At 49.9% G+C, this 26,053-nt stretch carries 34 protein-coding genes; 23 read left to right on the forward strand and 11 right to left on the reverse strand.

Features of this window, described 5'->3' with window-relative positions; genetic code table 11:
* Positions 1 to 42: 42 nt before the first annotated feature.
* Both DZK30_RS13885 and DZK30_RS13890 read left to right on the forward strand, forming a co-directional pair.
* The gene (locus DZK30_RS13885; RefSeq protein ID WP_205529446.1) at positions 43 to 945 is read left to right on the forward strand and encodes a hypothetical protein; all 903 of its coding nucleotides are present in this window, start codon (positions 43 to 45) and stop codon (positions 943 to 945) included.
* Between the two features lie 235 nt (positions 946 to 1,180).
* Positions 1,181 to 2,185, forward strand: coding sequence for a phosphotransferase enzyme family protein (locus DZK30_RS13890; protein WP_118974759.1), 1,005 nt, complete (start codon positions 1,181 to 1,183; stop codon positions 2,183 to 2,185).
* A gap of 173 nt (positions 2,186 to 2,358) precedes the next feature.
* On the opposite strand, the gene DZK30_RS13895 is transcribed toward DZK30_RS13890, so the two are convergent.
* On the reverse strand, positions 2,359 to 3,120 hold the full coding sequence (locus tag DZK30_RS13895; RefSeq protein ID WP_118974760.1) for an MBL fold metallo-hydrolase: 762 nt from the start codon (positions 3,118 to 3,120) through the stop codon (positions 2,359 to 2,361).
* An 89-nt stretch (positions 3,121 to 3,209) separates the two neighbouring features.
* Between DZK30_RS13895 and DZK30_RS13900 the strand changes: the two genes are divergently transcribed.
* Both DZK30_RS13900 and DZK30_RS13905 read left to right on the forward strand, forming a co-directional pair.
* Entirely contained in the window at positions 3,210 to 3,587 is a 378-nt protein-coding gene (locus DZK30_RS13900; protein WP_118975229.1) for a winged helix-turn-helix transcriptional regulator, read from the forward strand.
* A 276-nt stretch (positions 3,588 to 3,863) separates the two neighbouring features.
* Entirely contained in the window at positions 3,864 to 4,400 is a 537-nt protein-coding gene (locus tag DZK30_RS13905; RefSeq protein WP_118974761.1) for a hypothetical protein, read from the forward strand.
* A gap of 91 nt (positions 4,401 to 4,491) precedes the next feature.
* Here the strand turns inward: DZK30_RS13905 and DZK30_RS13910 are convergent, their stop codons facing one another.
* From DZK30_RS13910 to DZK30_RS13930, 5 genes are all read right to left on the reverse strand, one after another.
* A complete protein-coding gene (locus tag DZK30_RS13910; protein WP_118974762.1) occupies positions 4,492 to 5,088 on the reverse strand; it encodes a short chain dehydrogenase in 597 nt (198 codons plus the stop codon).
* Between the two features lie 57 nt (positions 5,089 to 5,145).
* Positions 5,146 to 5,784, reverse strand: a complete 639-nt coding sequence (locus tag DZK30_RS13915; protein ID WP_118974763.1) for an SAM-dependent methyltransferase — start codon at positions 5,782 to 5,784, stop codon at positions 5,146 to 5,148.
* Positions 5,785 to 5,857: 73 nt separating this feature from the next.
* Positions 5,858 to 6,715 carry a helix-turn-helix domain-containing protein gene (locus DZK30_RS13920; RefSeq protein WP_118974764.1) on the reverse strand — a complete coding sequence of 286 codons (858 nt, stop codon included), beginning with the start codon at positions 6,713 to 6,715 and terminating at the stop codon, positions 5,858 to 5,860.
* A 14-nt stretch (positions 6,716 to 6,729) separates the two neighbouring features.
* Positions 6,730 to 7,170: a DUF5990 family protein gene (locus tag DZK30_RS13925; RefSeq protein WP_205529447.1), complete on the reverse strand. Its 441-nt coding sequence runs from the start codon at positions 7,168 to 7,170 to the stop codon at positions 6,730 to 6,732.
* A gap of 223 nt (positions 7,171 to 7,393) precedes the next feature.
* A complete protein-coding gene (locus tag DZK30_RS13930; protein WP_118974766.1) occupies positions 7,394 to 7,666 on the reverse strand; it encodes a class I lanthipeptide in 273 nt (90 codons plus the stop codon).
* A 225-nt stretch (positions 7,667 to 7,891) separates the two neighbouring features.
* Here DZK30_RS13930 and DZK30_RS13935 point away from each other — a divergent pair, with 225 nt between their 5' ends.
* The 3 genes from DZK30_RS13935 (at position 7,892) to DZK30_RS13945 (ending at position 10,602) form a co-directional block, all read left to right on the forward strand.
* Positions 7,892 to 8,773: a LysR substrate-binding domain-containing protein gene (locus DZK30_RS13935; protein WP_118974767.1), complete on the forward strand. Its 882-nt coding sequence runs from the start codon at positions 7,892 to 7,894 to the stop codon at positions 8,771 to 8,773.
* An 87-nt stretch (positions 8,774 to 8,860) separates the two neighbouring features.
* Positions 8,861 to 9,835: a YeiH family protein gene (locus tag DZK30_RS13940; RefSeq protein WP_118974768.1), complete on the forward strand. Its 975-nt coding sequence runs from the start codon at positions 8,861 to 8,863 to the stop codon at positions 9,833 to 9,835.
* 197 nt (positions 9,836 to 10,032) lie between these two features.
* Positions 10,033 to 10,602 (forward strand): dihydrofolate reductase family protein, encoded by a 570-nt coding sequence (locus DZK30_RS13945; protein WP_118974769.1) that lies wholly within the window; start codon positions 10,033 to 10,035, stop codon positions 10,600 to 10,602.
* A gap of 131 nt (positions 10,603 to 10,733) precedes the next feature.
* Here DZK30_RS13945 and DZK30_RS13950 read toward each other — a convergent pair whose 3' ends face one another.
* Positions 10,734 to 11,318, reverse strand: a complete 585-nt coding sequence (locus DZK30_RS13950) for a Crp/Fnr family transcriptional regulator (RefSeq protein WP_118974770.1) — start codon at positions 11,316 to 11,318, stop codon at positions 10,734 to 10,736.
* Position 11,319: 1 nt separating this feature from the next.
* On the reverse strand, positions 11,320 to 12,348 hold the full coding sequence (locus DZK30_RS13955) for an NAD-dependent epimerase/dehydratase family protein (protein ID WP_118974771.1): 1,029 nt from the start codon (positions 12,346 to 12,348) through the stop codon (positions 11,320 to 11,322).
* A gap of 267 nt (positions 12,349 to 12,615) precedes the next feature.
* Between DZK30_RS13955 and DZK30_RS13960 the strand changes: the two genes are divergently transcribed.
* The 3 genes from DZK30_RS13960 to DZK30_RS13970 all read left to right on the forward strand — a co-directional run bounded on the left by DZK30_RS13960 (position 12,616) and on the right by DZK30_RS13970 (position 14,746).
* A complete protein-coding gene (locus tag DZK30_RS13960) occupies positions 12,616 to 13,098 on the forward strand; it encodes a GNAT family N-acetyltransferase (protein ID WP_118974772.1) in 483 nt (160 codons plus the stop codon).
* Positions 13,099 to 13,436: 338 nt separating this feature from the next.
* Positions 13,437 to 14,261: a T9SS type A sorting domain-containing protein gene (locus DZK30_RS13965; RefSeq protein WP_118974773.1), complete on the forward strand. Its 825-nt coding sequence runs from the start codon at positions 13,437 to 13,439 to the stop codon at positions 14,259 to 14,261.
* A gap of 98 nt (positions 14,262 to 14,359) precedes the next feature.
* Positions 14,360 to 14,746, forward strand: a complete 387-nt coding sequence (locus DZK30_RS13970; RefSeq protein WP_205529448.1) for an iron chaperone — start codon at positions 14,360 to 14,362, stop codon at positions 14,744 to 14,746.
* Between the two features lie 100 nt (positions 14,747 to 14,846).
* On the opposite strand, the gene DZK30_RS13975 is transcribed toward DZK30_RS13970, so the two are convergent.
* Entirely contained in the window at positions 14,847 to 15,221 is a 375-nt protein-coding gene (locus DZK30_RS13975; protein ID WP_118974774.1) for a hypothetical protein, read from the reverse strand.
* Between the two features lie 471 nt (positions 15,222 to 15,692).
* Here DZK30_RS13975 and DZK30_RS13980 point away from each other — a divergent pair, with 471 nt between their 5' ends.
* The 3 genes from DZK30_RS13980 to DZK30_RS13990 all read left to right on the forward strand — a co-directional run bounded on the left by DZK30_RS13980 (position 15,693) and on the right by DZK30_RS13990 (position 17,971).
* Positions 15,693 to 16,610 carry a VOC family protein gene (locus DZK30_RS13980; RefSeq protein WP_118974775.1) on the forward strand — a complete coding sequence of 306 codons (918 nt, stop codon included), beginning with the start codon at positions 15,693 to 15,695 and terminating at the stop codon, positions 16,608 to 16,610.
* A 167-nt stretch (positions 16,611 to 16,777) separates the two neighbouring features.
* Positions 16,778 to 17,320: a dihydrofolate reductase family protein gene (locus DZK30_RS13985; RefSeq protein WP_118974776.1), complete on the forward strand. Its 543-nt coding sequence runs from the start codon at positions 16,778 to 16,780 to the stop codon at positions 17,318 to 17,320.
* A gap of 75 nt (positions 17,321 to 17,395) precedes the next feature.
* Positions 17,396 to 17,971: a YdeI/OmpD-associated family protein gene (locus DZK30_RS13990; RefSeq protein ID WP_118975231.1), complete on the forward strand. Its 576-nt coding sequence runs from the start codon at positions 17,396 to 17,398 to the stop codon at positions 17,969 to 17,971.
* A gap of 25 nt (positions 17,972 to 17,996) precedes the next feature.
* On the opposite strand, the gene DZK30_RS13995 is transcribed toward DZK30_RS13990, so the two are convergent.
* Entirely contained in the window at positions 17,997 to 18,431 is a 435-nt protein-coding gene (locus DZK30_RS13995) for a hypothetical protein (protein ID WP_118974777.1), read from the reverse strand.
* A gap of 248 nt (positions 18,432 to 18,679) precedes the next feature.
* Here DZK30_RS13995 and DZK30_RS25860 point away from each other — a divergent pair, with 248 nt between their 5' ends.
* From DZK30_RS25860 to DZK30_RS14025, 6 genes are all read left to right on the forward strand, one after another.
* Positions 18,680 to 18,937, forward strand: a complete 258-nt coding sequence (locus tag DZK30_RS25860; protein ID WP_162903090.1) for a hypothetical protein — start codon at positions 18,680 to 18,682, stop codon at positions 18,935 to 18,937.
* Positions 18,938 to 18,982: 45 nt separating this feature from the next.
* A complete protein-coding gene (locus tag DZK30_RS14005; protein WP_118974779.1) occupies positions 18,983 to 19,447 on the forward strand; it encodes a helix-turn-helix domain-containing protein in 465 nt (154 codons plus the stop codon).
* Between the two features lie 47 nt (positions 19,448 to 19,494).
* Positions 19,495 to 19,929, forward strand: coding sequence for a VOC family protein (locus tag DZK30_RS14010; RefSeq protein ID WP_118974780.1), 435 nt, complete (start codon positions 19,495 to 19,497; stop codon positions 19,927 to 19,929).
* Positions 19,913 to 20,374, forward strand: a complete 462-nt coding sequence (locus DZK30_RS14015; protein ID WP_118974781.1) for a DUF1569 domain-containing protein — start codon at positions 19,913 to 19,915, stop codon at positions 20,372 to 20,374. Before DZK30_RS14010 ends, DZK30_RS14015 begins: the two co-directional genes overlap by 17 nt.
* A 75-nt stretch (positions 20,375 to 20,449) precedes the next feature.
* Complete coding sequence (locus DZK30_RS14020) at positions 20,450 to 20,869, forward strand: DUF1801 domain-containing protein (protein WP_118975232.1); 420 nt, start codon at positions 20,450 to 20,452, stop codon at positions 20,867 to 20,869.
* Between the two features lie 191 nt (positions 20,870 to 21,060).
* Positions 21,061 to 21,597 carry a transposase gene (locus DZK30_RS14025; protein ID WP_118974782.1) on the forward strand — a complete coding sequence of 179 codons (537 nt, stop codon included), beginning with the start codon at positions 21,061 to 21,063 and terminating at the stop codon, positions 21,595 to 21,597.
* Between the two features lie 113 nt (positions 21,598 to 21,710).
* Here DZK30_RS14025 and DZK30_RS14030 read toward each other — a convergent pair whose 3' ends face one another.
* Positions 21,711 to 23,255, reverse strand: a complete 1,545-nt coding sequence (locus DZK30_RS14030; protein WP_118974783.1) for a T9SS type A sorting domain-containing protein — start codon at positions 23,253 to 23,255, stop codon at positions 21,711 to 21,713.
* A gap of 136 nt (positions 23,256 to 23,391) precedes the next feature.
* Here DZK30_RS14030 and DZK30_RS14035 point away from each other — a divergent pair, with 136 nt between their 5' ends.
* The 4 genes from DZK30_RS14035 to DZK30_RS14055 all read left to right on the forward strand — a co-directional run bounded on the left by DZK30_RS14035 (position 23,392) and on the right by DZK30_RS14055 (position 26,046).
* Entirely contained in the window at positions 23,392 to 23,559 is a 168-nt protein-coding gene (locus tag DZK30_RS14035; protein WP_118974784.1) for a DUF2625 family protein, read from the forward strand.
* A gap of 674 nt (positions 23,560 to 24,233) precedes the next feature.
* Complete coding sequence (locus tag DZK30_RS14045; RefSeq protein WP_118974786.1) at positions 24,234 to 25,115, forward strand: YDG/SRA domain-containing protein; 882 nt, start codon at positions 24,234 to 24,236, stop codon at positions 25,113 to 25,115.
* On the forward strand, positions 25,102 to 25,488 hold the full coding sequence (locus DZK30_RS14050) for a (deoxy)nucleoside triphosphate pyrophosphohydrolase (RefSeq protein ID WP_162903091.1): 387 nt from the start codon (positions 25,102 to 25,104) through the stop codon (positions 25,486 to 25,488). Before DZK30_RS14045 ends, DZK30_RS14050 begins: the two co-directional genes overlap by 14 nt.
* Before the next feature lie 234 nt (positions 25,489 to 25,722).
* Positions 25,723 to 26,046, forward strand: a complete 324-nt coding sequence (locus DZK30_RS14055; protein ID WP_118974787.1) for an ArsR/SmtB family transcription factor — start codon at positions 25,723 to 25,725, stop codon at positions 26,044 to 26,046.
* The last annotated feature ends 7 nt before the right edge of the window (positions 26,047 to 26,053 follow it).

The following is a 26,053-nucleotide window of genomic DNA, read 5'->3' on the forward strand; positions in this document are numbered from 1 at the left end:
CAGCTGTTTTCCAGGTTACCATCACTTAAACGACAATTCCGGATGCATCCTCTTTTTATGCGGTTTCTGCTCTTGCTTTTGCTAAGCGGCCATAGCCTGGCGCAGGGCCAGGGGCCGCAAATTATCCCCTTCAGGCTGACGAATGACAACAACCTGGTACTACAGGCCGTCGTTAATGACAAAGACAGCATAGCGGTAATGCTGCACACAGCAGCATCGGGTCTGACACTTACAGAGGAAGCGGTATCCCGGCTAAAAAACCTGCACTTCGATGGATCGGATGATAATGTTACCAGCTGGAGCGGACCGGCAAACAGCGCACGTTACAGCAAAAATAACCGGCTCAGCATTGGCGGCCTGCATTGGGATTCCATCATGGTTTGGGAAGATATGCAATCGGGCCCCGGTACCGACGGTAAGATCGGCTTGGATCTGTTTGCCGGTAAGGTAGTGGAGCTGGATTTCGACAAAGGCGTGCTTATTCTTTATGATACGCTTCCCGCCGGGATCAACGATTACGACAAGCTTGCGCTACGCCGGCAAGGCGACATGCTATTCCTGGAGGCGGATTTCTATAATGGCCGCCAGTCTTTTCACAACGCGCTCCTTATTCATTCGGGGTATTCGGGCGCCCTGCTCCTGGACGATGCTTTTGTAACCACAAGCAATATAGGTCCACCATTGAAAGTCGTCTCGGAGCAGAAGCTTACCGATGCTTATGGAAAAACGCTGAAGGTAAAGAAGGCGATACTACCCGGGCTCACGATCGGCAGACAACAGCTAGGGCAAGTACCGGCCGGCTTCTTTGAAGGCGCCATCGGCCGGCAGAAGATGAGCGTGCTCGGCGGCGATATACTAAAAAGGTTTCACGTGATCATTGATGCCGGAAGAACATCTGTTTACCTCAAGCCTGGCGCCCTGATAAACGCACCTTATAAAGGATGAGCAACATAAAATTAAAACTGACTATCCCGATATAGGAAACAAAATAATCTCTGGTCCTTGAGCACGTCGAAAGGACAGCTATAAATGGTGCTTCGACGGGCTCAGCAACCGTTATCAAGACGAATTTGACTCATGTTTCCTATATCAGGATAGTCAGCAAATTAAAAGCACAGCCGGTAGTTGCCGTTGAAGAAAGCGCTACCGGCCAGGCCAAAATAAAATAGCTTTGCGGATCATGGATATTTTTCCGACACAATATTCCACACTGGCCTCCGGCGCGCTGAACCTGCGGCTACAAGAGGCTTTTGGCCTTAAGGATACCCATTGCCGCCTGCTCATCCGTAATGTAAGCGATGCCTATGTTTTTGGAAACGAAGCGGCGCAATACCTGTTTAAGATCTATCGCGACGCTCACCGGAAGCCCGATGAAATACGAGGGGAAGTACAATTGCTGAATGCCCTGGCTGCGGGCGGGGCAAGGGTCGCACAACCTGTTGCCGACCGCGCAGGCCATTACCTGCAAGCATTCCAGGCCGCCGAAGGCATCCGCTACGGCGTGCTATTTACCTGGGCTCCGGGAGAAGTGGTCATGGCTATGGACAAAACGCAATTGGAAACTGTAGGTCGTGAAATGGCGCGGATACACCAGATAAGCGAGCGCATTGAACTGGATCATCACCGCAGCGCCTATACGCCCGATACCACCATAGCCGAACCCTTGCAACGCATCGAACCGGCCTTTAAAGGTTTGGAAAGTGCTTATGCCTACCTGCACCAGGCAGGTGACGAAGTATACCAGCAGCTCTCGGATATGAACACAGAAGCGTTCAGCAAAGGCTATTGCCATTACGATTTCCTGCCCAAGAACTTTCATTTCACCGCAGCAGGTGCGATCACTTTTTTTGATTTTGATTTTGCGGGAAAGGGTTTGCTGGCCAACGATATCGCCACTTTCTTCAATCACTTTTTCCTTGAAGTGACAGCCGGCCGGCTCACGATACCGGAGGCGCAGGAGGCTTTAGCTATATTCATAGCCGCCTATCGCCGGGTAAAACCGCTGTCCGATGCGGAAATACAAGCGATACCCGCACTCGGTTTTGCCTTCTGGACGTTTTATCTCGGCTTTCAGTACGACAGCTACGATGATTGGTCCAACTTTTTCTTTGGCCCCAGGTTTCTGCGGGAAAGGACGGCGCTCATCCGCAAATGGATGGAAACAGCACCCGCATTGCTTCCGTAACAGGAAGGAATGCGGGGGGCGGCTTATTTCACTGAAAACTGAAACTTTTCCCATTGGGAATTCGGTTATTTAAACCGCGAAGGGCGCTAAGTAATGCACAAGCTCACAAAGGATGAAAGCGTCCGTAACCCGCCGGCCTTGTCAGGTTTTACACGTCACACCATGTGATAAGCCTAACGGATAAACACTTCGCCATCGTCCGGCACCCCACAACGTGCTCCCAGCCCGGCTTTTTCCAGTGCTGCCCTCAGGGCAGCCCGGTCTTCCCGGCTATGGTTCACCGATTCCAGGTGCACCACATATACCTTTACCGCCGGCGCATAGTCGCACAGCGCCAGGATGTCTTTTGTATCCATCACAATAGGATCGCCTGTATCAAACCGCGCGCCGCCACCATTCACCACTACCATAGCCGGCTGGTAACGGTCCAGCGCCAGCTTTACTTCGTCGCACCAGATGGTATCGCCTGCGATATAGATACGCTGGCTTTCTCCCTCCAGTACATAGCCCGATACGGTACCCATGCGGATTCCGATATCACCCGTTCCGTGCCGGCCACCCGTACGGTAAAAGGTTATTCCATCCCAGTCCAGCCGGTCAATGATCGTCCTTACATCGGTAAAGCCTACCTGCCCGATGGCATCGGCATCGCCGGGCTGGCAAAAGACGGGGATATTCTTACATAACCGTTCCTGTGCCACCCGGTCCCAGTGATCAAGGTGCAAGTGCGTCAGCAGCACGGCATCGGTCTGCTGTAGCAAGGCATCCAACGCAGCATCATCGATGGGCAGCGCCGCCGTCGGATTGGGTGTATCGTTGCCCGTACCCGGGAATGCCGGATAAGCGCCTTTTGGCGCGAGCATAGGGTCGATCAAGATATGCTTGCCACCAAGGGTAAGCCATTGGGTGGCATTGCGAAGCAATTGTACCGTCATTGTGCTTAATTTTACACAAAATTGCTACTCGCTGCCGGATCTGCCAAGAAGGTCACCTGCAGGTAACCCGGTCACCCATCGGTAACCTTATGACGGAACAACAATTCAGATATTGCGGCCTTAACGTGGCGCTAAAGGCCCTCACAGGAAAATGGAAGCCCGTGGTGCTGTTCCATCTTTTTCATAATGCAGACATCCGGTCCAACGAGCTGTGGCGTGTGATCCCGAAAGTGTCGAAAAAGGTATTGCTGGAGCAGCTCCGGCAAATGGAGGACGATGGTCTTATCCTGCGTGAAGAAAGACACCACTTTCCGCCCGAGGTCTATTACCGCTTATCTGAAAAAGGTAAGGCCCTGGGCACAGCCCTGGTCGGCCTGGAAGCCTGGGCCAACGAACATGCGCCCGCACAGGTAGCCGATATCCTGGCGCAGGAAAAACATCCGCCCCTATCCGGCCAGGAAAAATAAAAACGCGAGCGCCACCTCTCTTTTGACGAAACGCATTGCCAACGCGCGCAGCATGCCCGGCTGTTAGCTGCAAGGGCATAGCATCCATCATTATGTAAATGAATTGTCAATCGTCGTTTCCCGGTAAACGTTCCGCCCTGCAAATAGTCTATCCATTGCCCGACACCGGGTTTTGGATAGGATAAACGTTAAAACAGCTCACTTCATGCCAGCATTATTTACCAGTGAATCGTGACTGAGTTACCTTAAATTTGCTAACCTCTAATCTTTATTCAAATGAAACGTTTGATCATCCTGCTGGCCCTTAGCAGCTTCGCCCAGCTCACCTGGGGACAAACCCGCTCCGGCAAACAAGCCAATCATAAGGCCGGTCTTATTCAGCTCAATGGCGGCGCCGTGAGCGAGCACGCGCAGCAGCAATTCGCAAGCGATTTTCAGAATACTTCGGGTATCGGCTGGAAACGCGAGACATTTTACGACCGTGTACATTTTACCAATGCCAACGGCAGCACTATGGATGCTTACTATGATATTGAGGGCAAGCTGATCGGAACGACCGCCGCTGCTTCTTTTAATGAAATTCCCCCTGCGGCGCAAAAGGAGATTTCCAAGCGGTATCCCAACTGTAGCAATGCTCCCGTGCTCTTCTTCGACGACAATAATGATAATGATACCGATATGTTCCTTTACGGAAGCACATTTGATGATGCCGATGCCTATTTTGTCCAGGTACGGGACAAGAAGGGTAAGCTGGAAATACTAAAGGTGGATCCGTCCGGCAAGGTTTACCGCTTTCCCGGCAAGCAATCCTAGCGCTTATTGTTCTATTTTAAGAGGCTACCTCCTGTGTTTGCATGAAGCAAATACAGGAGGTGGCCTCTTCCTTTATATGCAGCATCAAGGCCTAATACACTTTGATCACCTGGCCGGTACCGGCGCCCAGGACGCTCCTCAGGTAACCATAAACTACCTGTTTCATAGTCACGGGGATCTGGCCAGGGAAATAGGGAAAATATTGTGGTGAATCTTCGACTACGTTGGGGCTCACCGCATTGATACGTACACCGTTCTCCAATTCTACGGCAGCTGAGCGCACAAACGATTCAATGGCGCCGTTAGTGGTGGCTGGGTTGGCCCCCAACAGGATCGGCTGCTCGCTGAGAATGCCGGAGGTGAGGGTGAAGGAGCCCTTGTGATTAATGTAATGCTGACCCATCAGTACCAGGTTCACCTGACCCATGAGCTTGCTTTCGATACCGATCCTGAATTCCTTATCAGTCATTTCCTTAAGCGGCCCGAAATGCGCGTTGCCACTCGCGCAGATCAAGGCATCGAAGTTCCCTGCCTGCTCGTACATACGCCGGATGCTGTCCGGCATCCCGATGTCGGCCAGGATATCACCGCTTTTTGAGCCTACCCTGATGACTTCATGCTCCTTTTCCAGGGCAGCAGTTACCTGCCTGCCGATAACGCCCGAGGCGCCAATAATAATGATCTTCATTGAAATGATACGTTTAATTGAAGTGAATAATGAACATACGCTACCCTGTCTGCCCGCTTACAGCGGCTTCCTGGCGGCAAACCGGAGCACAGAGCCCTTTCCCCTGTGATAAAGGCCTTCTTCAAGCAGGACCACCTCTTCCCGACAATGAATGATCTCATACCGGTTGAAGAGGGTCTGCATATCGTCTTCGGAAAAAAGCATCTCAATATCGTCGGGGCCGCCTACCCTGGGATCAAGCGCTTTCCATTGCAGGTGCGCCTTACCAAAGGCCTCGAAAATGAACGTTCCGCCCGGCTTGAGATAACGGTCCAGCCTCCGGTAAAAAGCCGGTATCTGTTCCGGCGCCACATGCGCATAGATTGCTCCTATGGCGTCGAAGGAGGCTTCATCCCAACCCAAGTCGGTCCCATCGCTTACCTGGTAAGCGATGCTCACCCCTTTCTCCGCTGCGAGCTGCAGCGCTTTTGCTTGTCCCTCGCTGCTCAGGTCAAACGAGTGGACCTTCCAACCCCGGGTAGCGGCATAGACGCCGTTACGCCCTTCGCCATCGGCTGGCATCAGTATCGATCCGGGTGCCAGCTGTTCTAAGCAGGAGGCAAAGAAATGGTTGGGGGCTTTACCGTAAGCAAAATCCTGCTGTCGGTAACGCTCGTCCCATTTGTTCCTGTCTTGTTGTTGCCGTGTAGTGGCCATATACTATCTTTTTTTAGCAAAATTAAAGCCTGCCGTTTCTGGCCGGTAGGACAATTGCACGGTTCTGCAGGAGTTATCCCGGGTTTTTGTCCCGGAATGCTCCCGGCGAGATACCCGTATGTTTCCTGAAAAAGCGGATGAAATAAGCAACATCATCAAAGCCCAGTCTGGCGGCGATTTCTTTCACCTGGCTCTTCGTACCCAGCAGGTAGCGACGTGCCTCCAGTAGTACCTGATCGGCGATCATCTCTGAGCAGGTTTTATTAAGCAATGCTTTGGTAATGGCGTTCAGCTGATACGGCGAAAGATGCAGCTGTTGCGCATAATAAGCCACCAGCTTCTGCTCATGGCTATGGGCTTCCAGCAAGGTGCGGAAAGCATCCAGTTGCTCCTGCCGGTACAGGCCGGTGGCATGTGGCGGCCTCTCTTGTAGCCGTTGTACACTTACCAGGAACAGATAAACATAAGCCGCAACGGCATCTTTATAAGGCTCTTGCTTCGCTCCTATCTCTGCCGCCAATGCATCGAGCAAATGCAGCAGCTGTGTCATACGCTCCCTGCCCGCATTATAGTATGGGTAACGGCAGGCATGCTGCAAAGCCTGCTGCCACACGTTGTCGCGACCGGCAGTAAAACCCGTTCCAAACTGTACCAGATAACCGGTGCTGCCGGCCTGCAATCGCAGGCGATGCACCTGGCCGGGGCGCATAATGAATAGAGAATGATCGGATACGGGATAGGTATTGAAGTCAATACTGTGCTCACCTGAGCCCTGCTGCAGCGCCAGCAGGTAGTAAAAGTCGTGCCGGTGCAGCTCCTGCACCAAATCGGCGCCCTTCAGCAGGGACGGAATGTCCCGGATGAGGAACTGCTCCGCGAAGGCAGATTCCTGCTGCTCCGGACTGAGACGACGTGTGGGTATCTTTTTCATAATGAACCGGAAGATCAGATGCTGTCCGCGACGCCGGAACGCCAACCCGGGAAAGGCTTTACCGTAGCGCAGTTGGGGCCACCATCCTTACCCGTTCCTGGTACACGGGTCTCTACCATTGCCCCTTTGCCGGCGATCTGCTCCCAGCCGATACCTGTAAGGGGGATCTTCAGCCGCCGGGACCACTCCGTACCCGTCTGCCCGGCATAGGTGCCGATATCGATATACAGAAACCTTGCGCCTTTCGGTCCCTGGACAAAGGGGCCGGCATAATCGGGTACGGGATCTTTATCCGGGCTGCCCTTGATGTTTACCGTACAGCGGAAATGCAGGTCAGTCCCTTCGGACCGTTGCTTCTGAACCGTTTCGTAGGTGCTACCCGAACCTTTTTGCAAGCCAAAATCAACGCCTGCAGGCGGCCGTTCGAGCAGGATCATAAGTGTCAGCTCCGTCATTATATCGTTTATTTACCATAGCCCTGCCTGCTTACTGAATACCCTTATGCCGGGCCATGGGAACGTCTGGATGTTGCTATCCTTTTGGGACATATTTTCCCGATAAAGGTAAAGCAAAAAAGCCGTCCCAAAAGGCCTCAAGCCCGTCACATGGACCGCAGTCGACATGTAAACAGGCTTGAGACATCAGTTTGGAACAGCTTCTGCTCTTGCTTTAATACCATCAGGCTGTAACCGGGCAGCCATTACTGCAGCCTTGCGGCTCCGTCGCCGGAATGCAGACATGCGTCGCGCAGCAGTTGGACAACCAATCGATAGCGATCGAAGGACAGCCGTTGCTACAGCCCACCGGCTCGGTAGGCGGGATACAGGGACATACTGAAGGGTTAAGACGGCTGTCGTTCCCACCCATGGCCTGCAGCGACTGGCCGGGACTGAGTGTGGTGATCGTCTTTTTGTTGAGGCTAAGCCGGGTACTGAGGTGTTTCTTTTTCATCGTTCCTAGTTTGGTTACCTACAAAATTAGCGGTAATGAGCAACCGCTGTATTCCATGAAAACCCTGAAATTGAGGCAGGACAGCAACAGGATATCCCCTGCTGCTGTTCCTTCCGGCCCGCAATAGGCAACAGACCCCAATCCCCGAGCAGTACCGGTTTCCGGCAAGTAGCCTGCACCAGGTTTTAAATGGCTACATTAGCTGAAAATTATAGAAGCAGGATCATGTTCGATTTCAGATTGAAGGTATTTAAAGTAGCGGCGCAGCGGCTCAGCTTTACCCGGGCGGCCGAAGAGCTGTTTATTTCCCAACCCGCCGTGAGCAAGCATATCCATGAGATCGAGTCGCATTATAAAGTGAGATTATTTGACCGTAATGGTACCCGCATCGGGCTTACTCCGGCGGGCAGGCTGCTGTCGGATCATGTAGAAAGGCTGTCCCGGATCTATGATGATATCGACCTGGAAATGGCGGCATTGTCCGACGATGTGGGGGGTATGCTACGGATCGGCGCCAGCACGACTGTGGCGCAATATTACCTTCCCCGGTACCTGGCGTCTTTTAAGAAGAAGTTCCCGGAAGTGAAGGTGACATTGACTGTAAACAATACGGAGACCGTTGAGCACCTGCTGGGCGAGGGCAAGATCGATATGGGTATTGTGGAAGGCGAATCCAGGCGACAGCACATTACCTATACAAGTATCGCCAAAGATGAGCTGGTATTGTGCTGCAGGACCGGAAATCCCTTTGTAAAGAAGCCGGTGATCAGGCCGGAAGAGCTGAAATCCCTGCCCTTCGTCATGCGCGAAGCTGGTTCCGGATCGCTCGATGTTGTCTTTAGGGCCTTAAGGAAAAACGGGATCAATCCTTCGGCGCTGACGATAGCGCTCGAGCTGCAAAGCACAGAAAGTATCAAGTCTTACCTCGTACACTCCGATGCCTTTGCGTTTCTGTCCATACATGCCATTCTTAGAGAGCTGCGGGAAAATGAGTTGCAGATCATAGACATAAAAGGGATCGATATAGACCGCAGCTTTTTTCTGGTCACGCCGCACGGTGATGTCAACCGGCTCCGGGAGCTATTTTTCCGGCATATACAATCCTGATAACCGGAGGTTATCGCGGATGATGGATAGTGATTTCCCCGGCGCCGGTACAGGGTTCATCTTTGCAGGGAAACAGCACTATAAAAAATGAACCATAAGCTGCCATGGGCCGGCAAGGCCCAACATTTCCCGGACAGGAAGTTTTCTTTTAGGAAGATCCTGTTCCTGTCCATAGCCGCCCTTTGCCTGTTCCCAGTCGTCTCGCCCCCGCTCGCCTTGCTGCTGGGCATACTCGTGGCACAGCTGATGGACCATCCCTACCCGCATAGCAACCATAAGGCAACCCGGATTCTGCTGCAATGCGCTGTAGTAGGACTGGGATTTGGTATGGACCTTCACACTGCGCTACGGGTAGGAAAGGAAGGATTTCTCTTTACCGTGATCTCCATTTTCGGCACGCTGTTGCTCGGCTACCTCTTTGGAAAGCTGTTGAAGATCCATCGCAAGACCTCTTTCCTTATCTCGGCAGGTACGGCCATATGTGGAGGCAGCGCTATAGCAGCCATTTCCCCGGTGATCGGGGCTGAAGAAAAACAGATCAGCGTTGCGCTGGGCACTATATTCATATTGAACTCCCTGGCCTTGTTCCTGTTCCCGGCGATCGGACATTGGCTTGGCCTCTCACAGGCTCAATTTGGCATCTGGAGTGCGATTGCGATACAAGACACCAGCTCGGTGGTAGGAGCGGTCGGTAAATTCGGCGCCGAAGCCTTACAGATCGCAACCACGGTAAAGCTCATGAGAGCGCTCTGGATCATTCCTATAGCCTTTGCCAGTGCCCTCGTGTTCAAGACGAAGGAGGCCCGGCTCAGGATACCGTATTTTATCGGGCTTTTTGTGCTGGCCATTGTCCTCAATACCTATCTTCCCTTTATGCAGACGATAGGGCCGCGTATCGTGGGGCTCTCCAAGGCAGGCCTGACTTTAACCCTTTTCCTGATCGGTTCGGGATTATCCCGCAAGGTATGGGGCAGCGTCGGCCTTAGGCCTATCTTGCAGGGCGTTGTGCTATGGCTGTTGATCTCACTGGGCGGTCTTTGGGCCGTGATATCATTGCTGTAGCAATATAGATCCGGTTCTCCCCGGAGCGAAGGCTCGGCTACCCTATACACAAAGGAGCAGATCTGCTGCCTGAATATCACGCGTACCCGATGGATCGGCGCAAATGGCAAAAAACACCCTTATATTGTCGCGATGGCACGTTATCGGTACAGCTTGTCCTCCGTAATTTTGGCTCATAATCAAACAAACAAAAGCAAATGAGAAAGATCAGGATTTTCGAACACATCTCCCTCGATGGCGTGATAGAGCATGACGGGGATTATACCTACGGCGCATGGACAACACCTTATCGAAGCCCCGCCGGAGCGGCAACGCTCTTTGAGGCATACGGACCTGGCTTTGACCTGCTGCTTGCCCGCCATACTTATGATATTTTTAGTGCTTTCTGGCCTACTGCCGGCGATTTCCCAATGGCCAATGCCATAAATGCCGCAACAAAATATATTGTGACCCATAGGCCCGACAGCCTGGCATGGGGACCCGTACAGCATTTGGACGGAGACATAGTAGCAGCGATCCGCAACCTCAAGTCGACAGAAGGGCCCGACCTGATCGTGGTGGGAAGCTCGACACTGACCGCTGTGCTGCTGGAGCAGGGACTAGCCGACGAAGTAGTGCTCATCACCTACCCCGTATTGCTCGGCCGCGGCAAACGCTTATTGACGGATAGCATCGACGCCCGGGAGCTTGCTTTTGTAGACTCCAAGACTACGCCTACGGGTTTGCTCATCAATACCTATAAGCACCTCGGACCGTTGAAAAAGTAATCTTTCATCCCAATGTCTTGCACAAAGCCCGGCTGCCTCAAAAGGTAGCCGGGCTTTCCGGATTTAAAGCGCCGTTAAAGTCAGCCCCAATATCTATATGTTTAAGGGCTATTACAGGACAAAACGATATGTTATTGGTCTCGTTTTTTTACGAGCTCTTTCCTTATCCGGCTCAGCGACTGCGGGGTGATTTTGAGATAAGATGCGATATATTGTTGCGGCGCCTGTTGTGCCAGGTCCGGATAGCGTTTCACAAATTCGAGATATTTGGTTTTAGCATCGCCGAAATTCAAAAAGTCGTTATCCTTGATCTTGTTCAGCAGGGCGGCTTCACTTAGGGTCTTAATAAAAATATACAGGTTAGGTATTTGGGCGCTTAGTTTTTCAATAGTCGCTTTGTGTATGGTATACAGCTCCGAAGGCACCACTGCCTGGAAAGCATCTGTAGCGGGCTGTGCGGTATAATAGCTTTCGAGATCTACGAAAAACTGTTTTTCCCTGATGAAATATTTGGTTACTTCATTTCCATGAAGGTCGGCTGCATACACCCGCAACAGGCCGCTTTCCACAAAGGCAATCTCCTTTGCGACTGTGTGAAAGGCCTGGAAGTGCTCGTTTGCTTTGAGCTTCCGGAGACGGAACTGGTCAGCGACTTGCGCCATGTTGGCCTCAGAGAGGATACCGCCAAAACCCAATGCCGCTATCAGTTTTTCCATTTTATGTTATGATTCCATTCTCAAAAATGCTTTTGGCACAGGCCAATACTGCCTCCTGTGCCGACAAAGGCTGCCATTGCAATTGTCTTTGTGCTTCGCTGCTATCGGTCTTCCTTTTCGTGTCCAGCTCAATAAGGACAGGCTTTAAGGCGTGGTCGAAGTTGGCGAATAGCCTTACGGCAAAGTTAGGGAGTTGCACAGTCGGGATCTTCCTGTTGGGATAATGTTGTTTTAACAGGAGCGCTATTTCCTTAAACGTGAGATAGCCCGATGAGGCAATGTACCTGTTACCGGCGGCTTGCGGTATCTCCATTGCCCTGATCAGCAGATCGGAGACCGAACGGACGTCTACAATATCAAACCCGATCTTGGGCAGCGCAGGCGAACTGCCATCTAAAATTTTGATCACAATATTAGCCGAAGTACCAAAATCTTCTTCCAGAACGGTACCTAAAATAGCGCCAGGTAATACAGTGGTCAATTCAAGCTGGGTATTGTTTTGCCGCATAAATGCCCAGGCAGCCTTTTCGGCAATGGCCTTGCTTCTCAAATAGGGCGTAGTATCCTTTTTGTTCTTCTCATCTGTCCAGTCCTTTTCATCGAACATCTTATTCCGTTCGTTCTTCGGCTTTCCGTAGGCCACAGCGGCGACTGAAGAGACCATCACCACCCGTTTTACCTTATTGGCCGCCGCGGCTTTGAGTACGTTGAGCGTTCCCTGTCGCGCAGGAACAATAAGGTCGTCCTCGTGCCGGGGTAATGTCCTGGGAAACGGCGACGCAATGTGCTGTACATAATCAATGTCTTTGGTGAGCTCCCGCCAGATAGCGGCATCGCTCAGGTCGGCTTCTGCAAAGATCAGGTTGTGGCTATTTGCCGTGTGCTTTGCGATAACTTCCCGTATAGCCTTTATCCTGTCGCTGCTGCGTAAGGTACCGATGACTTCATAGCCTTTATTCAAAAGCTGAATAGCGGTGTGCGAACCTAAAAAGCCGGTGACGCCAGTCAGTAATACTCTTTTCCTGCTCATGATTGTAATGTTTTAACGTGAATGGATTACCGGTAACAAAGGAACTAAAGAATAGAGGCGCCACAATTACCATTTGGTAAAAAACAAAACGTTATGCCGTCCTATTCCGCCCATCAAACCGCTATTGCCCGATGTTCTCTGTCTTGTCCCCTCCCCAAAAGAAACAAATAGGAACATTATACTTAATTTTCAATTCTGAATCCCTTTACAACAGCAGCATCCCGTTATGGGCTCCGCCAATATAAAAACCTTTATAAACGGATAATCATGGCACCAAACACGCAACCAGTTCTCAGACCAACCGAACATGCTGACTTAGCGGCTTTGTTCCTCTTTCAATTGGACAAAGAGGCTAACTACCTGGCCGCCTTTACAGCAAAGGATCCTACCGATAAAGAGGCCTACCTTGAAAAATATACAAAATGCCTGCAAGATCCGACAATAAATATGCAGACCATTTGGATCGGCGAATCGATAGCAGGCAGCATCGCCAAATTTGAAACGAGAGGAGATACGGAAATTACGTATTGGATCGATAGAAATCACTGGGGAAAAGGCATTGCGACAACGGCGCTCAAAAGCTTCCTGATCCTTGAAACGATGAGACCTATTTTCGGACGGGTTGCATTTGACAATTTCGGTTCCCAAAAAGTGCTCGAAAAATGTGGCTTTATAAAAACCGGTAATGATAAAGGCTTTGCCAACGCAAGACAAACAGAGGTAGAAGAATTTATTTATAAGCTAGCGTAGGAATGAGAAAGAAGCATATCAGCCGGATCTTCCTTTTGCCTTGCGCATACGGCTTATACCTAAGCAAACCCAATGTTTATAGACCTGCAGATCACGACCTCAAATCGTTACCCAAAAGATGAGCGCTAAATAGGACGCCTCCGTCCTTTTCTCCCCTACCCATCTGTGTTAACTATGCTCTTGCGCTGCACGGAAGCGGACTATTCACCCATGAGCCGAAAATCCCGGCGATCAGCAAACCATAAATATTTTTAGCCCGTCTATGTGATAAAGGTTCTTCTCCTTTATTTTATATAAACCAAACTTTTATTTGCGTTGCATATTTAAAAATAGCGGCTATGAAAAGATATGTATGGAAAGTAATTCTGACCCTGTTGCTCGGTAGCGCATTACCGGCATTTGCCCAGGTGGATATCAAGGCATACCAACAAGGCAATTTTGTATCCATAGATACCATGAGGGTTATTGTCGACGCCAATGATAATTCTGGTGTTGGCAGCACCAGCATCACGGCCTTCTTCAATATTTATAATCTTTCCGCTACGCATGGAGAAGCATTCTATCTGGAAGCGGAATGGCTGTGTTCCAATTCCAGCGCATTTTATCAGTTTTGCCAGCAATACCCTTCTGATTATACGACCGGCACCTGCCATACTTTTCATCGTGAAGGGAAAAGGGTGTACGATGACTATAACTATACGATTCCGCCGAGCACCTATAGCTACAATTACCTGCAATGCCATTTCTTTATCCTCGACTACAGCATTGAGCAAGAACATGAAAAGGTGTGCCGGTTTCTGGTAAAAAGAAGGAATACACATGAGGTGCTGGATTCTATGTACCTTATCATTCGCCGGGGAAACCTGCCTTGCAACCTTAGCCAACCGGAACAGCCTACAGGTATTCATACACTACCGGCAGATGGCCTGGCAGCTATATATCCTAACCCTGCCAGTAGTATGCTTACTATAACCGTACAGCAAGACCAACTGACCGGTTGCTCTTTATATACATCAGATGGCAAAGTAGTATGGGATAAACAGGTAACACACGAAAAGGAGCTTAACCTGAATGTAGGTTCGGTATCGAACGGTATCTACTATTTAAGGCTAACCGATAAACAGGGACGATCTTTCTATAAGAAGGTAGCAGTAGCACATTAGATAAGGAAATGCCATAGTGTGTACAGTCATTTTTTTAATAGCGGGTATTCGCTGCTTTACCGTAGAAGAAGTGGAAAATGGCTGAATTCCGTATATTTATGGCTGCTCAACGCATTCCCATGGCAAAAACAGACTACAAGAATATCGACGAATACCATCAGGCCTTTCCCGAGGCGATACAGGAAAGAATGCAGCGCATTCGCGGGCTGGTGCACCAGGTGGCGCCCGGTGTCGAAGAAGTGATCAGCTACCAGATACCGGCCTTTAAGGCTGGCAAAAGCTATCTTATCTATTATTCAGCTTATGCCAAACATATTTCCCTTTCCAATCCCTGGAGCGAAGCGTTGCTGAAGAAATTTGAAAAAGAACTGAAGGCCTTCAAAGTAAGCAAGTCGGCTATCCAGCTACCCAACGACCAGCCGCTGCCCCTGGATTTTATTCAGCGCTTACTGCAGTTCCGGAAGAAAGAAACAGCGGCAAAGTAAACGTATCGGATAAGGGATCAGGCGATCGTGACTTAAAAAAAGCTGACTCAATGCCCTGGCATCAAGTCAGCTTTTCCTCTTCTTCCTTAACCGTATATCATTACACTGCGACTGGGTGCGCCTGTACCTTCGACTTCACATAAGCGTCTACCTGGGTATGAGGAACCTCCTTTACCGGGATCAGGAAAACACCATTGGAGCCTGCGACAACGATCTGCGCCTGGAACTGTCCCGGGAAGGATGCTCTCGACACATAGGGCGTCGTACCCTTTGCTAATGGTCCCGTCCAGCCCATGGAGTCGACCTTAAGGCCGCCTACAAAATTAGGATCGCGTGTGAGGCTGAATCCATACGAATAATTAGGTGCGTTACCCTGTACTTCAACGATAAATACGCCTGGTGTGTTGAGGCCTGTCCAGAGGTAAGTGACAGTTGTTTTGGCCGGATCTACCGGCTGACTTCCATAAAAGCCCATAGCTTGGTTTTTTTAAGAAAATGGTTATCCTACTGTTTAAGGGTTTCGGTTTCCCTCCCTCGTTGGCCGGACCGGTTCCTTTGCCGGGATAGGGTTTATGGCGCCGTTCGACTTTGCGATGGTAACACAAATGTCGGTTGCAAAGTGCAGGTTTACCAAGCGCATTTTCACCTGTATTTAAAAACGGGTATTTATACCTTCTTCAAAATGAACGGCTCTAATATATGCCCTGCCGTTTTTGCGCTGTCATTTTTTATGCTTTAAATGATGCTTTGGTGAAAAACTATCCTGTTTTTAAATTAGAAGCCGAAAGCGCGTGTTCTTTGTTAAGCTCCGGGAACCGGTACACTGGCTTTTCTTATTCCTAATTTCTTCAGAAATTTCACAAGGGGTTCCAGGCACCGCCGGAACTAAAGGCAGATCGACTAACTTTACAATACGCTCTTCGTTCCTACTCAAAAAAACAGCCCCATGCAAAAGATCATCCCCCACCTATGGTTCGATAAAGAAGCCAAGGACGCCGCCGCATTCTATACTTCGGTGTTTCCTCAGTCGAAGGTAATCAGCACTACGCTGCTGCGTGATACCCCTTCGGGCGATTGCGATATCGTGAGCTTCGAACTGTGGCACCAGGAGTTTATGGCCATCAGCGCTGGTCCTTTGTTCCGTTTTAATCCTTCTGTTTCGTTTATCGTCAACTTTGATCCCTTGCTGTTTGGCGGTGCGGAAGATACTGCACGCGAAGCGCTGGACAGGACCTGGGATATGTTGTCGGAAGACGGCAAAGTGCTGATGCCGATCGACGCTTATCCTTTCAGCAAACGCTATGGCTGGGTAGAAGACCGTTATGGCGTGTCCTGGCAACTGATGCTTACCGATCCGGCCGGCGATCCGCGACCGCCCATCATTCCCCTCCTGTTGTTTACCGGTAACAAGGCTGGTAGAGCTGAAGAAGCAATGAATTTTTACCAGTCCGTATTCCAGCATTCGAAGCCTGGCGTACTACGCCACTACCCGGCTGGTATGGCGCCCGAAAAAGAAGGCTCCGTAATGTTTGCCGATTTTCAGCTGGCAGGCAAATGGTTCGCCGTCATGGATAGTGCAAGGGAGCATGGTTTCGATTTCAACGAATCGATCTCCTTCCTGGTTGCCTGCGATAGTCAGAAAGAGATCGATGATTATTGGCAGCTCCTTTCCGCTTTTCCTGAAGCTGAGCAATGCGGCTGGCTTAAGGATAAATATGGCCTGAGCTGGCAGATCAGTTCCGCCGAGATGGAAACCCTGATGCGTAAGAGCAATCAAGAGCAGGTTGACCGCATCGTACGGGCTTTCCTGCCGATGAAGAAGATCGATATCGCACAGATCAAAGCAGCGGCAGCCAGGCACTGATCATGCGCCATGGGTCAGCCGGTCGTATGGCGGTATAATCCTGTTTCTTCCGGCGGTAACAGTTCAAAATTTTATGACTGCGCTTCAAAGAGCCCTCTCTTTGTATCTTCGCCCATCGAATCAGTTCCCATTGGCGATCATGCGATGGGAAGTCCAATAACAATGCTATGAAAAAAGTAATCCTGGATTTAGCGGTAACACTTGACGGATTTATCGAAGGGCCTAATGGGGAAATCGATTGGTGCATCATGGACGATGATATGGACTTCGGTGGATTCCTGTCGGGCATCGATACGATATTTTACGGCAGGGTAAGCTACGATGCCTGGGGCAATTTTCAACCCGGCGCCGATGCCGGTCCCGCGGAACAGCAGCTGTGGCAAGCGATACACGGCATGCAGAAAATTGTTTTTACCAGCCAGGACAGGCATGACGACCGGGCTACTTTCATCAGTGCCGGCATCGCCGAAAAGGTAGCTGAGCTAAAGCAGCAGGTCGGTAAGGACATCTGGCTATATGGCGGGGCCAGCCTGATCAAGACCTTTATCCAGGAGGGCCTGATCGATGTCTACAGGATATCGGTGCACCCTACCGTTCTGGGTAGTGGAAAGCCCTTATTTGAAGACCTGAAAGAACGTATAGCACTGCGATTGATCAAAACCAATGTCTTCCGGTCGGGTGTGGTACAGCTGATCTATACGCCGGAGTAATTGCTATGTTCCCATCAATGTATTAAAGCTGGAAGCGTTGGCTATAAAAGCGCAACGATGCTTATCTTCGGTCCCATGCACCCTACCTTTTTTTCCAGCCAGGCTGCCTTTCGTAAATGGCTGCAACGGCATCACCAAACCGCTATTGAAATCGTGGTGGGCTTTTACAAAGTACATACCGACAAGCCCACCCTTACCTGGCCGCAATCGGTAGACGAGGCGTTGTGCTTTGGCTGGATCGACGGTGTACGCAGCACTATCGATGCCGATAGCTACCAGATACGCTTTACACCGCGCAAAGCCGGCAGCATCTGGAGCGCCGTCAACATCAAAAAGGTCGCGCAGCTGATCGAACAAGGGTTGATGCAGCCCGCCGGGATGGAAGTTTTTAATAACCGCAAACAGAAACCATCAGGTTACTCCCATGAAAGCGGGGAAGTACAGCTGTTGCCGGGGCTGGAAAAGCAATTTAAGGCCAATAAAAGCGCCTGGAAGTATTTTCAGGCCTTGGCGCCTTCTTATCGCAAGGCATCAGTAAACTGGGTGATGGGCGCACGTCAGGAAGCCACCCGGGAGAAACGGCTGCAAACGCTGATCTCCGACAGCGCCGCTGGTACCAATATGTTTAAGGATAATAAGTACAAGAAATAAAAACAATAAGCGCCCCGATCTCCTGTTACCAGGTATTTCTTTCTTTGGGCGCCCAGAAGCCCGGCACAAGCCGCGTTATACTGAGAAGCATCGCTATGAAACTGACTATATTCATCCAGCCGACATGAAGGGTTCCCTCGCTGGGGCCCTCTGTAAGTATCCGCCCAAACGATTTGGGATAATCATGAAAATAACCGGCCAGCCAGATGAAAAACAATAAATACAAGACGAGGGAAAAGACAGTGTACACGATCATCGCTTTCGACCGGGTATTTTGCCTGCTAAGGGCTGCAACAGCAACAACAATCAGGAACAATATCGTGTAAGCGAACATCAGCATCGTCGCCAGCGTGGCCGCAATGCTATCGCCTAACCTTTGGTTGCCCCATACATCCGCATGCACAGTAGTAGTAACCAGCAGCAGGCAACAAACCAGGACCGGGAAAATGCGTTTCCTCATAGCGCACTAATTACAGATACCGAATGCCCTGTAAGGTAAGAATGTTCCGTCAAATCTTTGCTTGTCCGACCGGAATGTATAGCGGACTAAAGCATTCGATGCGGGGTAAAAAAAGGGACCATAGCTGCTATAATGTCGCTTTACGTAAAGAAGGTATCAAACGCACAAGGACACTGCAGTGGACCTCTTTTCAGGTATTTTTAAACATAGATGCTATTTCTTCAAAATGCCGCACGCTCCGCTACGTTATGAATCCCATCGATCATCTTCCTTATATTATCGACCGTGTACAGCAAGCCGGCCTGCGGTACGAGCTTCATACCTTTCCTTCCGGAGCAGCTATGGTCGATATCTGGATCGAAGACCGGTTTTATGTAGTGCAGATCGACGATCGCATCATTGGGTTGAGTTTGGTAACGGATGACACTACGTGGTTCGATATTATTCCCGATCAATCCTTTACCGATCCCCTGCTGTTTCAACAAGCTTTTGAGGCAATCTTTTGAGATGTCCGTTCCTAACTGCCGGCAAATAGCTGTATCTTTAAGCATATGACCGATCAGCCCGAATTTGACTATCCCAAGGTATACCTGTATCGCAGGATCGTGCAGGCCAAGTTGTTTATCGACCGGCATTATGCCGATAAGATAGACCTGGACAATATTTCGGATGAGGCTTATTTTTCCAAATTTCATTTTATCCGCCTCTTCAAGACAGTGTACGGCAAAACGCCGCACCAATACCTGAAAGCCACGCGTATTGAGAGGGCTAAGCAGTTGCTTCGGGAAGGCGGTGCCGTATCTGATGCTTGCTTTGCTGTGGGCTTCGATAGCCTGAGCTCTTTCAGCGGGTTGTTCAAACGGGAGGTGGGGCAATCGGCATCGGCTTATGCGGCACAGCATCAGCGTACCAAAGCGCAGATCGCAAAAACGCCGCTGGCTTTTGTACCGGGTTGCTATGCCTACCAGCATGGCTGGCTGGACGAAAACCGCAATTTTGAAGAAACGGACCAGTAAGGCCGGGTTTATCTTTGTCTGTATCATTCACTTCTAAAACAACAGACATGATAACCAGGATGACCGTTACCAATATCCACGTGATCGACCAGGACAGCGCTTACGATTTCTATGTCAACAAGCTGGGGTTCCGTCTGGTCGACGATATCCCTATGGGTCCCGATACCCGCTGGCTTACCGTATCCCCACCCGAACAGCCCGATCTACAGCTGGTGCTGTTCCCCGTAAAGGTGAGCAAGATGTTCCCGAAAGAAACGGCTGAGACCCTCATCGCCCTGATCCGGAAAGGTGTGTTTGGCTGCGGTGTACTTACCTGCAACGACATTTTTGCCACCTACGAAGAGCTGAAGGCTAAGGGTGTGGTATTCCTTAAAGCACCTACCAAGGAATTCTACGGTACAGAGGCGCTTTTCAAGGATGACTCCGGCAATTACTTTTCCCTCCAGCCTTTAAACAATTTCAGCAATGAAAACAATGTTTGATCCGGATGCAAGGGCCGAGCTGGCGCAGCGTATACAAGCGCTCAACAAAGGCGACCGGGCGCGATGGGGCAAGATGGATGTATACCAGATGATCCGGCATTGCAATCAGTGGGACGAATGGGTGCTGGGCAAAGGCAGGTATGCCAGCCATGTATACAAACAGAGCTTGCCAGGTAAGCTTTTTGGTAAATGGGCCTTAAAGGTCAACACCAAAGATGCAAGACCGATAGGTAAGAATATGCCGGCCGGAAAGTTTGCTATAAAAGATAAAGTAACCGTCGACTTACATACAGAGAAAGAACGGTGGCGCCGGCATATCGCCGATTATGTTCACTTTTCAAACGACTGCTTTGTACATGAATTTTTTGGAAAAATGACCAGAGAGCAGATCGGGATCTTTGCTTATAAACATGCGGACCATCACCTGCGCCAGTTTGGAGTGTAAGGGTAGTTTTAGCATTGCCATAAATCTGCTATATTTGAATATACTGCGATATGCAGTGATGCAAAATGAATGCGTATGGCTAAAGTAGCGGTAATAAAAACAAAACAGACCGACGACAGCGTCGAGGCCTTTATCGATAGCCTGCCCGATGAGCAGAAACGCCGGGATTGCCATGTACTGCTTGGGCTGATGGAGAACGCGACTAAAGAAAAGCCTAAAATGTGGGGCGCCGCCATGATCGGCTTCGGCAACTACCGCTACAAAAGCCCCACCAGCGGCCGCGAGGTAGACTGGTTCAGGATCGGCTTCTCACCCAGAAAGGCCAACCTTTCTATTTACCTGACCATGGATATCAACGCCGAAACCGAGAGCCTGCAGCAGCTGGGTAAGCACAAGACCGGCGCTGGCTGCCTGTACATCAATAAGCTGGCCGATGTCGATATGAAAGTGCTGGAAAGTATGATCAAAACAGCAGCGAAGAAAAAGATGGGCTGATGTTGTTGCTGGTGTTTTCACCAGCAACGTGCAGGCCCCGCTCTAATCGAAACCTAGTTTTCTTTCCGGGACCGGCTACCTCACCGTACGGCCATTACCACCAATACCCACCACTGAAGCTTTTCCCTGCACGGTATTTACCCTTGCTGGTGTTTTCACCAGCAATAAGCAATTTAAATCTTCATTGGCTTATGGTGGTATTCAAAGGATACAGGCTGCAGCTTTTTACAGCTATTATTTTAAAGCGGCAAAAGCTGTTACAGCCCGATAAGTACAAGGACTTTCTGACCGATAGCCTTCAATTTCTGGTCAAAGAAGAACGGGTTACGGTTCAGGCATTTGTTATTATGGATCATCATATCCAGCTCATATGGCAAATGCTGTGGCCACATACGAGAGAAGCGGTACAGCGCGATCTTCTGAAGTTTACGGCACAGCGGATCAAATTTGATCTGCTCGAAAACCATCCCCAGGTATTGCCTTTTTTTAAAGTGAGGGCAAAAGACAGGGAATACCAGTTCTGGGAAAGAAAATCATTGTCGGTTGACATGGGAACAAAGGCGATTCTCGAACAGAGGTTGCGCTATATGCATGAAAGCTCGGTAAGGGCCGGATGCGTTAGCACGCCTGCAAGCTACCGGTACTCTTCCGCGAGGTTTTATGAAACGGGTGTTGATGATTGGGGTTTTCTGTCATCGGGTTGGCACCACAATGGCGGTTGTTGGTGAAAACACTAACAACATCCCTTAGCTATCGCCTGGCCCATAACCTATCATTAAAGCAGCCCCGGCATGAGGTCGGGGCTGCTTTACGTTTATAGCATTGGGTGGAAAGACCTACCCTATTGCTTTACCGTCTTCAGGCTTTGGCTGACACCGGTGGTCTCGTTCTGTACATTTACAAAATAGATACCCGGCTTCAGCGGAGCGGCAGCTTCCTGCAGGCCGGCATTGATCACATCCAGCTTGCCCGACTTGAGGTAGATCATCCTCCCGTTGATGTCGGAGATATGCACCGTATAGCTATCGTCGGCATTACCATTCAGCTTAACGGTGTTGGTAAAGGGATTGGGGCTCAGGCTTACCGATCCGGCAAGCGGCAGCGTCATACCCGGCACCACATAACGGAAAGTCGTGGCTGTCCAGGGCACCAGCTTGAAGCGCATCTCGTATCCCGAAGGGGTGATCATGGGATAGACCAGGAAGAAGTTGTTGTTATAATCGTTCTGCCCGGTAAAGGCCATCACCGGCGTACCGCTGTAGTCGGTGGTATTGGCCACCCGCTTGTACGTATTGCTGGGTGTTACGAAAGCGCCGTTGAGTCCGCGCTCTACCGCTACATAGCCCGGTTGTGGACTGGCATTAAAATTGGTATACCAGCCATAATTGATGGATTGAGCATTGTTGTCGTAGCACAGCGTGGGTCGCTCGCCCCTGATATTGCCCGAAAGATTCATCACCACAGGCGCGCCGGAGCCAAATTTGCTTACACCCATAATATCGCCATTGGCATTGTTATAAGCATACGACCAAACATCGAAGCCGGGCGGATTATCATCCGGAGAATCGATATTGAGCCAGGCAGAAGCCCAGGTATTGTTGTTCATAGAAGCGGTAAGACCGGTAAAAGCGCCGGGCTGCGCATAATCCGATGCGAGCGAAACAATATTGGACAGCAGATCGTTAAAGCGTCCGTTGATGACCCGAATGGTGCCAGCAGGATCCACATAGGCCACCCGCACCCTGAGATCGCCAAAATGAGAAAAAGCGACATCGGGAATAGAAGCATTAGTGCCTATCTGCAGATTGTTGCTCGTCTGCAGCGAGCCACCGCTGGTATTGAATACCTTAACGAAAATATCAGTACCCACCTGCCAGGTCACCGCAGCACCGTAGAGCTTATGAACATCGAGCGCAATACGACCATAATTGGGCGAGGAGGACAAGTTGTAAGTCGCCGCCAGCGAGACGGTACCGGCGCCCACATTCCAGTTCCACAAGTCCACGAAATGTCCCGTATTTAACCGGTAATAGCTGGCAACAATATAGGTCGTGCTGCCGTCCATGATGAGGCCCACTTCCAGGTCGCTTACATTGGTATACACTTGGTTGCCCTGGCTGATAAGCACGTCGGTGGTGGAATTTCTCCGGAAAGCAAAGCCACCGTTGATGGGCGACAGACAGCTCCAGGAGTACACATAGAGATTGCTACCGCTCACATTGCCATAGGAATTGCAATAGGTGTGCATGGTACGGCTCACAATATTCATGGGACCGGTAGGATAGATGCCCTCGGGAAAAGCCAGCGAAGGCGGAATAAAAGTTTGCGCCTGTACGGCGTGACCGCACAACAAAGCGCAGCAAAGGCTGAGGATGATTTTTCTCATAGTTTATCAGTTTAAAGATTGGTGAATCGAACAGGATTATCCGGGAGGATAAGATGTTTGGTTTTTTATAAAGCAAAGTAAACATAGTTAAATTAATGTATAATTCCAATATACACGGTAAAAATGTTCTACCTGCTTGTGGCTATACAGGCTTTTACAACAGACCCAGGACGGCAACCTCGGGCAATTTTACGAAGGCTTCCGCTGGCGCGGCAGGGAAGCCGATGCGGCAGCAGACGACGGTAACCAGGTGTATTCCTTTGTACCCTTCCTGTGGAGCAAAGAATGTAAGGCCCTCGGATAGCTGAACCGGCGCCTGGTACCTGTTGAAGAACATTACCATTTCACCCTCGATTGCCGACGGCGAATACAGGGGTGGACGGGTTGGTTAAGAGATGCTTCCATGGCGCCCGCAGATGCCAGCATGAATGTTACGTTTATGGTCTGAGCTAACGCAGCAGTAAACGCTCCATTGTCATCTTGATCGAAGCGAAGCGGAGTGAAGGATCTCAATGATGCGGATTTAGTTTTTCTTGCAGCGCTGCAACAATATGTTATCTTTTCACATTAACGCACAATAGCGCAAAGCATACCAGTATCATGAGCAGGTCTGCGATTAATGCATAACACCCCCCGGTCTGGCAGTTGCTGGTGACCTTTCCGTCAATAGCTTTCTTTATCACACCCAAAAACCGTAATTTTAACCACATATCATGCTGCCACCAATGCAACATGAGACCACCAACCAACAAACCAGTACTTCGATGATCCCTTACTCCTTTGAGCGGGTTATTGGAAAGTTGTCTCCAATGGCCTATGACCAAACGGCAGGAAACCTTATAACCCAAGCGGCTCTACAATTTGCCTCCGGCAGTGGCGTGCAAAGGAATGATCTTACTGGTAAAAGTTTCGAAGGACATAGCATTGATAGTTGCTGTGTTTCAGGTGGCTTTTACCAACTAAGACCAAACCACACCAATGAGCCGACCCATCCTATTTGGCCCCATAGAAGGCATAGAAGTGGGACATATATTTAAAGACCGAAAAGAAATGATGCTTTCCAGTTTTCATCGCAGCTGGGCGGCTGGCATTGATGGCAACGGCACCGACGATGCTGCTGCCATCGCGTTATCAGGCAGCTACGAAGACGATGAAGATAATGGCGACGAGATTATATATACCGGGGTAGGTGGTAATGACTCCAATACAGGCAAACAAACGAAAGATCAAAACTGGGAAAAGGGCAATGCCGGCTTACGGATAAGTATGGATAGAGGGCTGCCAGTGAGAGTAGTGAGAGGTAGCAACCATGAGTCTCGCTATTCGCCCACTTCTGGCTACCAATATGCCGGCTTGTATAGCGTGGTGGAAGCCTGGGAAGAAGTGGGTAAAAGCGGCTATAAAATCTGTAGATTTAGATTGGAATATAGCGGTCAAAACCCCAAAAGGAAAACACCTGAAGAAATAGAGCGTAGCGCTAACGGAAAGCCTGCACAACGCAAAGAAGGAACTATTTTACGTATTATAAGAGATACCAAAATGGCGCTTGAGATTAAGAGGCTCTACGACTACAAGTGCCAAGTATGTGGGGACACCATACCTACGCCAGGAAAGGGCCGATATGCAGAGGGCGCTCATATAAAACCATTAGGTAGGCCACATAATGGTGACGATAGTAGGGATAATCTTATTTGTCTTTGTCCTAATCATCATGTTATGTTTGACAAAGGATCGTTTTCGATAGCCGACGATTTTGCCTTGATGGGTGAGGAGGCCGGCGGCAGATTAATTCTTCATCAGGAGCACAAGCTTAATGCTCTAAATTTGCAGTATCATCGTAAAACGCATGGCTATCATTAAGGTTGTTTGTGGTATCATCTTCAAAGAAGGTAAGGTTTTCCTTTGCAGAAGAAATACCCACAAGTCGCTAGCGGGTTATTGGGAATTTCCAGGCGGCAAGGTTGAAGCCAACGAAACCCAGGAAGCCTCGCTATACCGTGAGCTGCAGGAAGAGCTGGGCATGAAAGTTATAGTAGGTAAGTATTTTACATCAGTCATACATGCTTACGATACCTTTACCATCGAGCTTATTGCCTACATCTGCCAGTACCAGGAGGCCACTTACACCCTTACCGATCATGATCAATATGAATGGGTAAATATCCATGAACTGCTCTATTGGAAGCTTGCCCCTGCAGATATTCCCATCGCTGAGGCACTCATGCGCGGTTGAGGCCGCTGCTACTGCAATGATTGTTTTCGCTTCCCACTTCGCACCCTTTGCGCCTTCCTTCGTGTCCTTCGCGGTTACCTTTTAACCTCTTAATGTTAGCCCCATTGTTTCCCATTTACCGTTCCGCTCTCCCACCCCCTTCCCTATCCTTCTCTAAATTTTTTCCTAAAAAAGAAAGAAAAATTTGCGCAGCTAAATAGCTGCACTTATATTTGCAGTCAAATAGCTGCATATATGGAACTCAGACGAGATGTTTTTCAGGCGATCGCCGATCCTACACGTAGGGCCATCCTTACGCTGGTGGCGCTGCACGCCATGACGCCCGGCGCTATTGCCGACCAGTTCGATGCTACTCGCCAAACCATTTCCCGCCATATCCAGGTGCTGGCCGAATGCGAACTGCTGCGCCAGGTGCAGAATGGCCGGGAGATCTATTATCACTTAAATGCTCAGAAAATGAAAACCATTGCCGATTTTCTCGAACCTTTCCGCAACTTATGGGACGATCGCTTCAATAAACTGGAAGCGGTTATGAAACAATTCAAAAACAAAAAATAAAAACCTT

The organism is Taibaiella koreensis, assembly GCF_003545715.1.
Classification (GTDB): Bacteria; Bacteroidota; Bacteroidia; order Chitinophagales; family Chitinophagaceae; genus Taibaiella; species Taibaiella koreensis.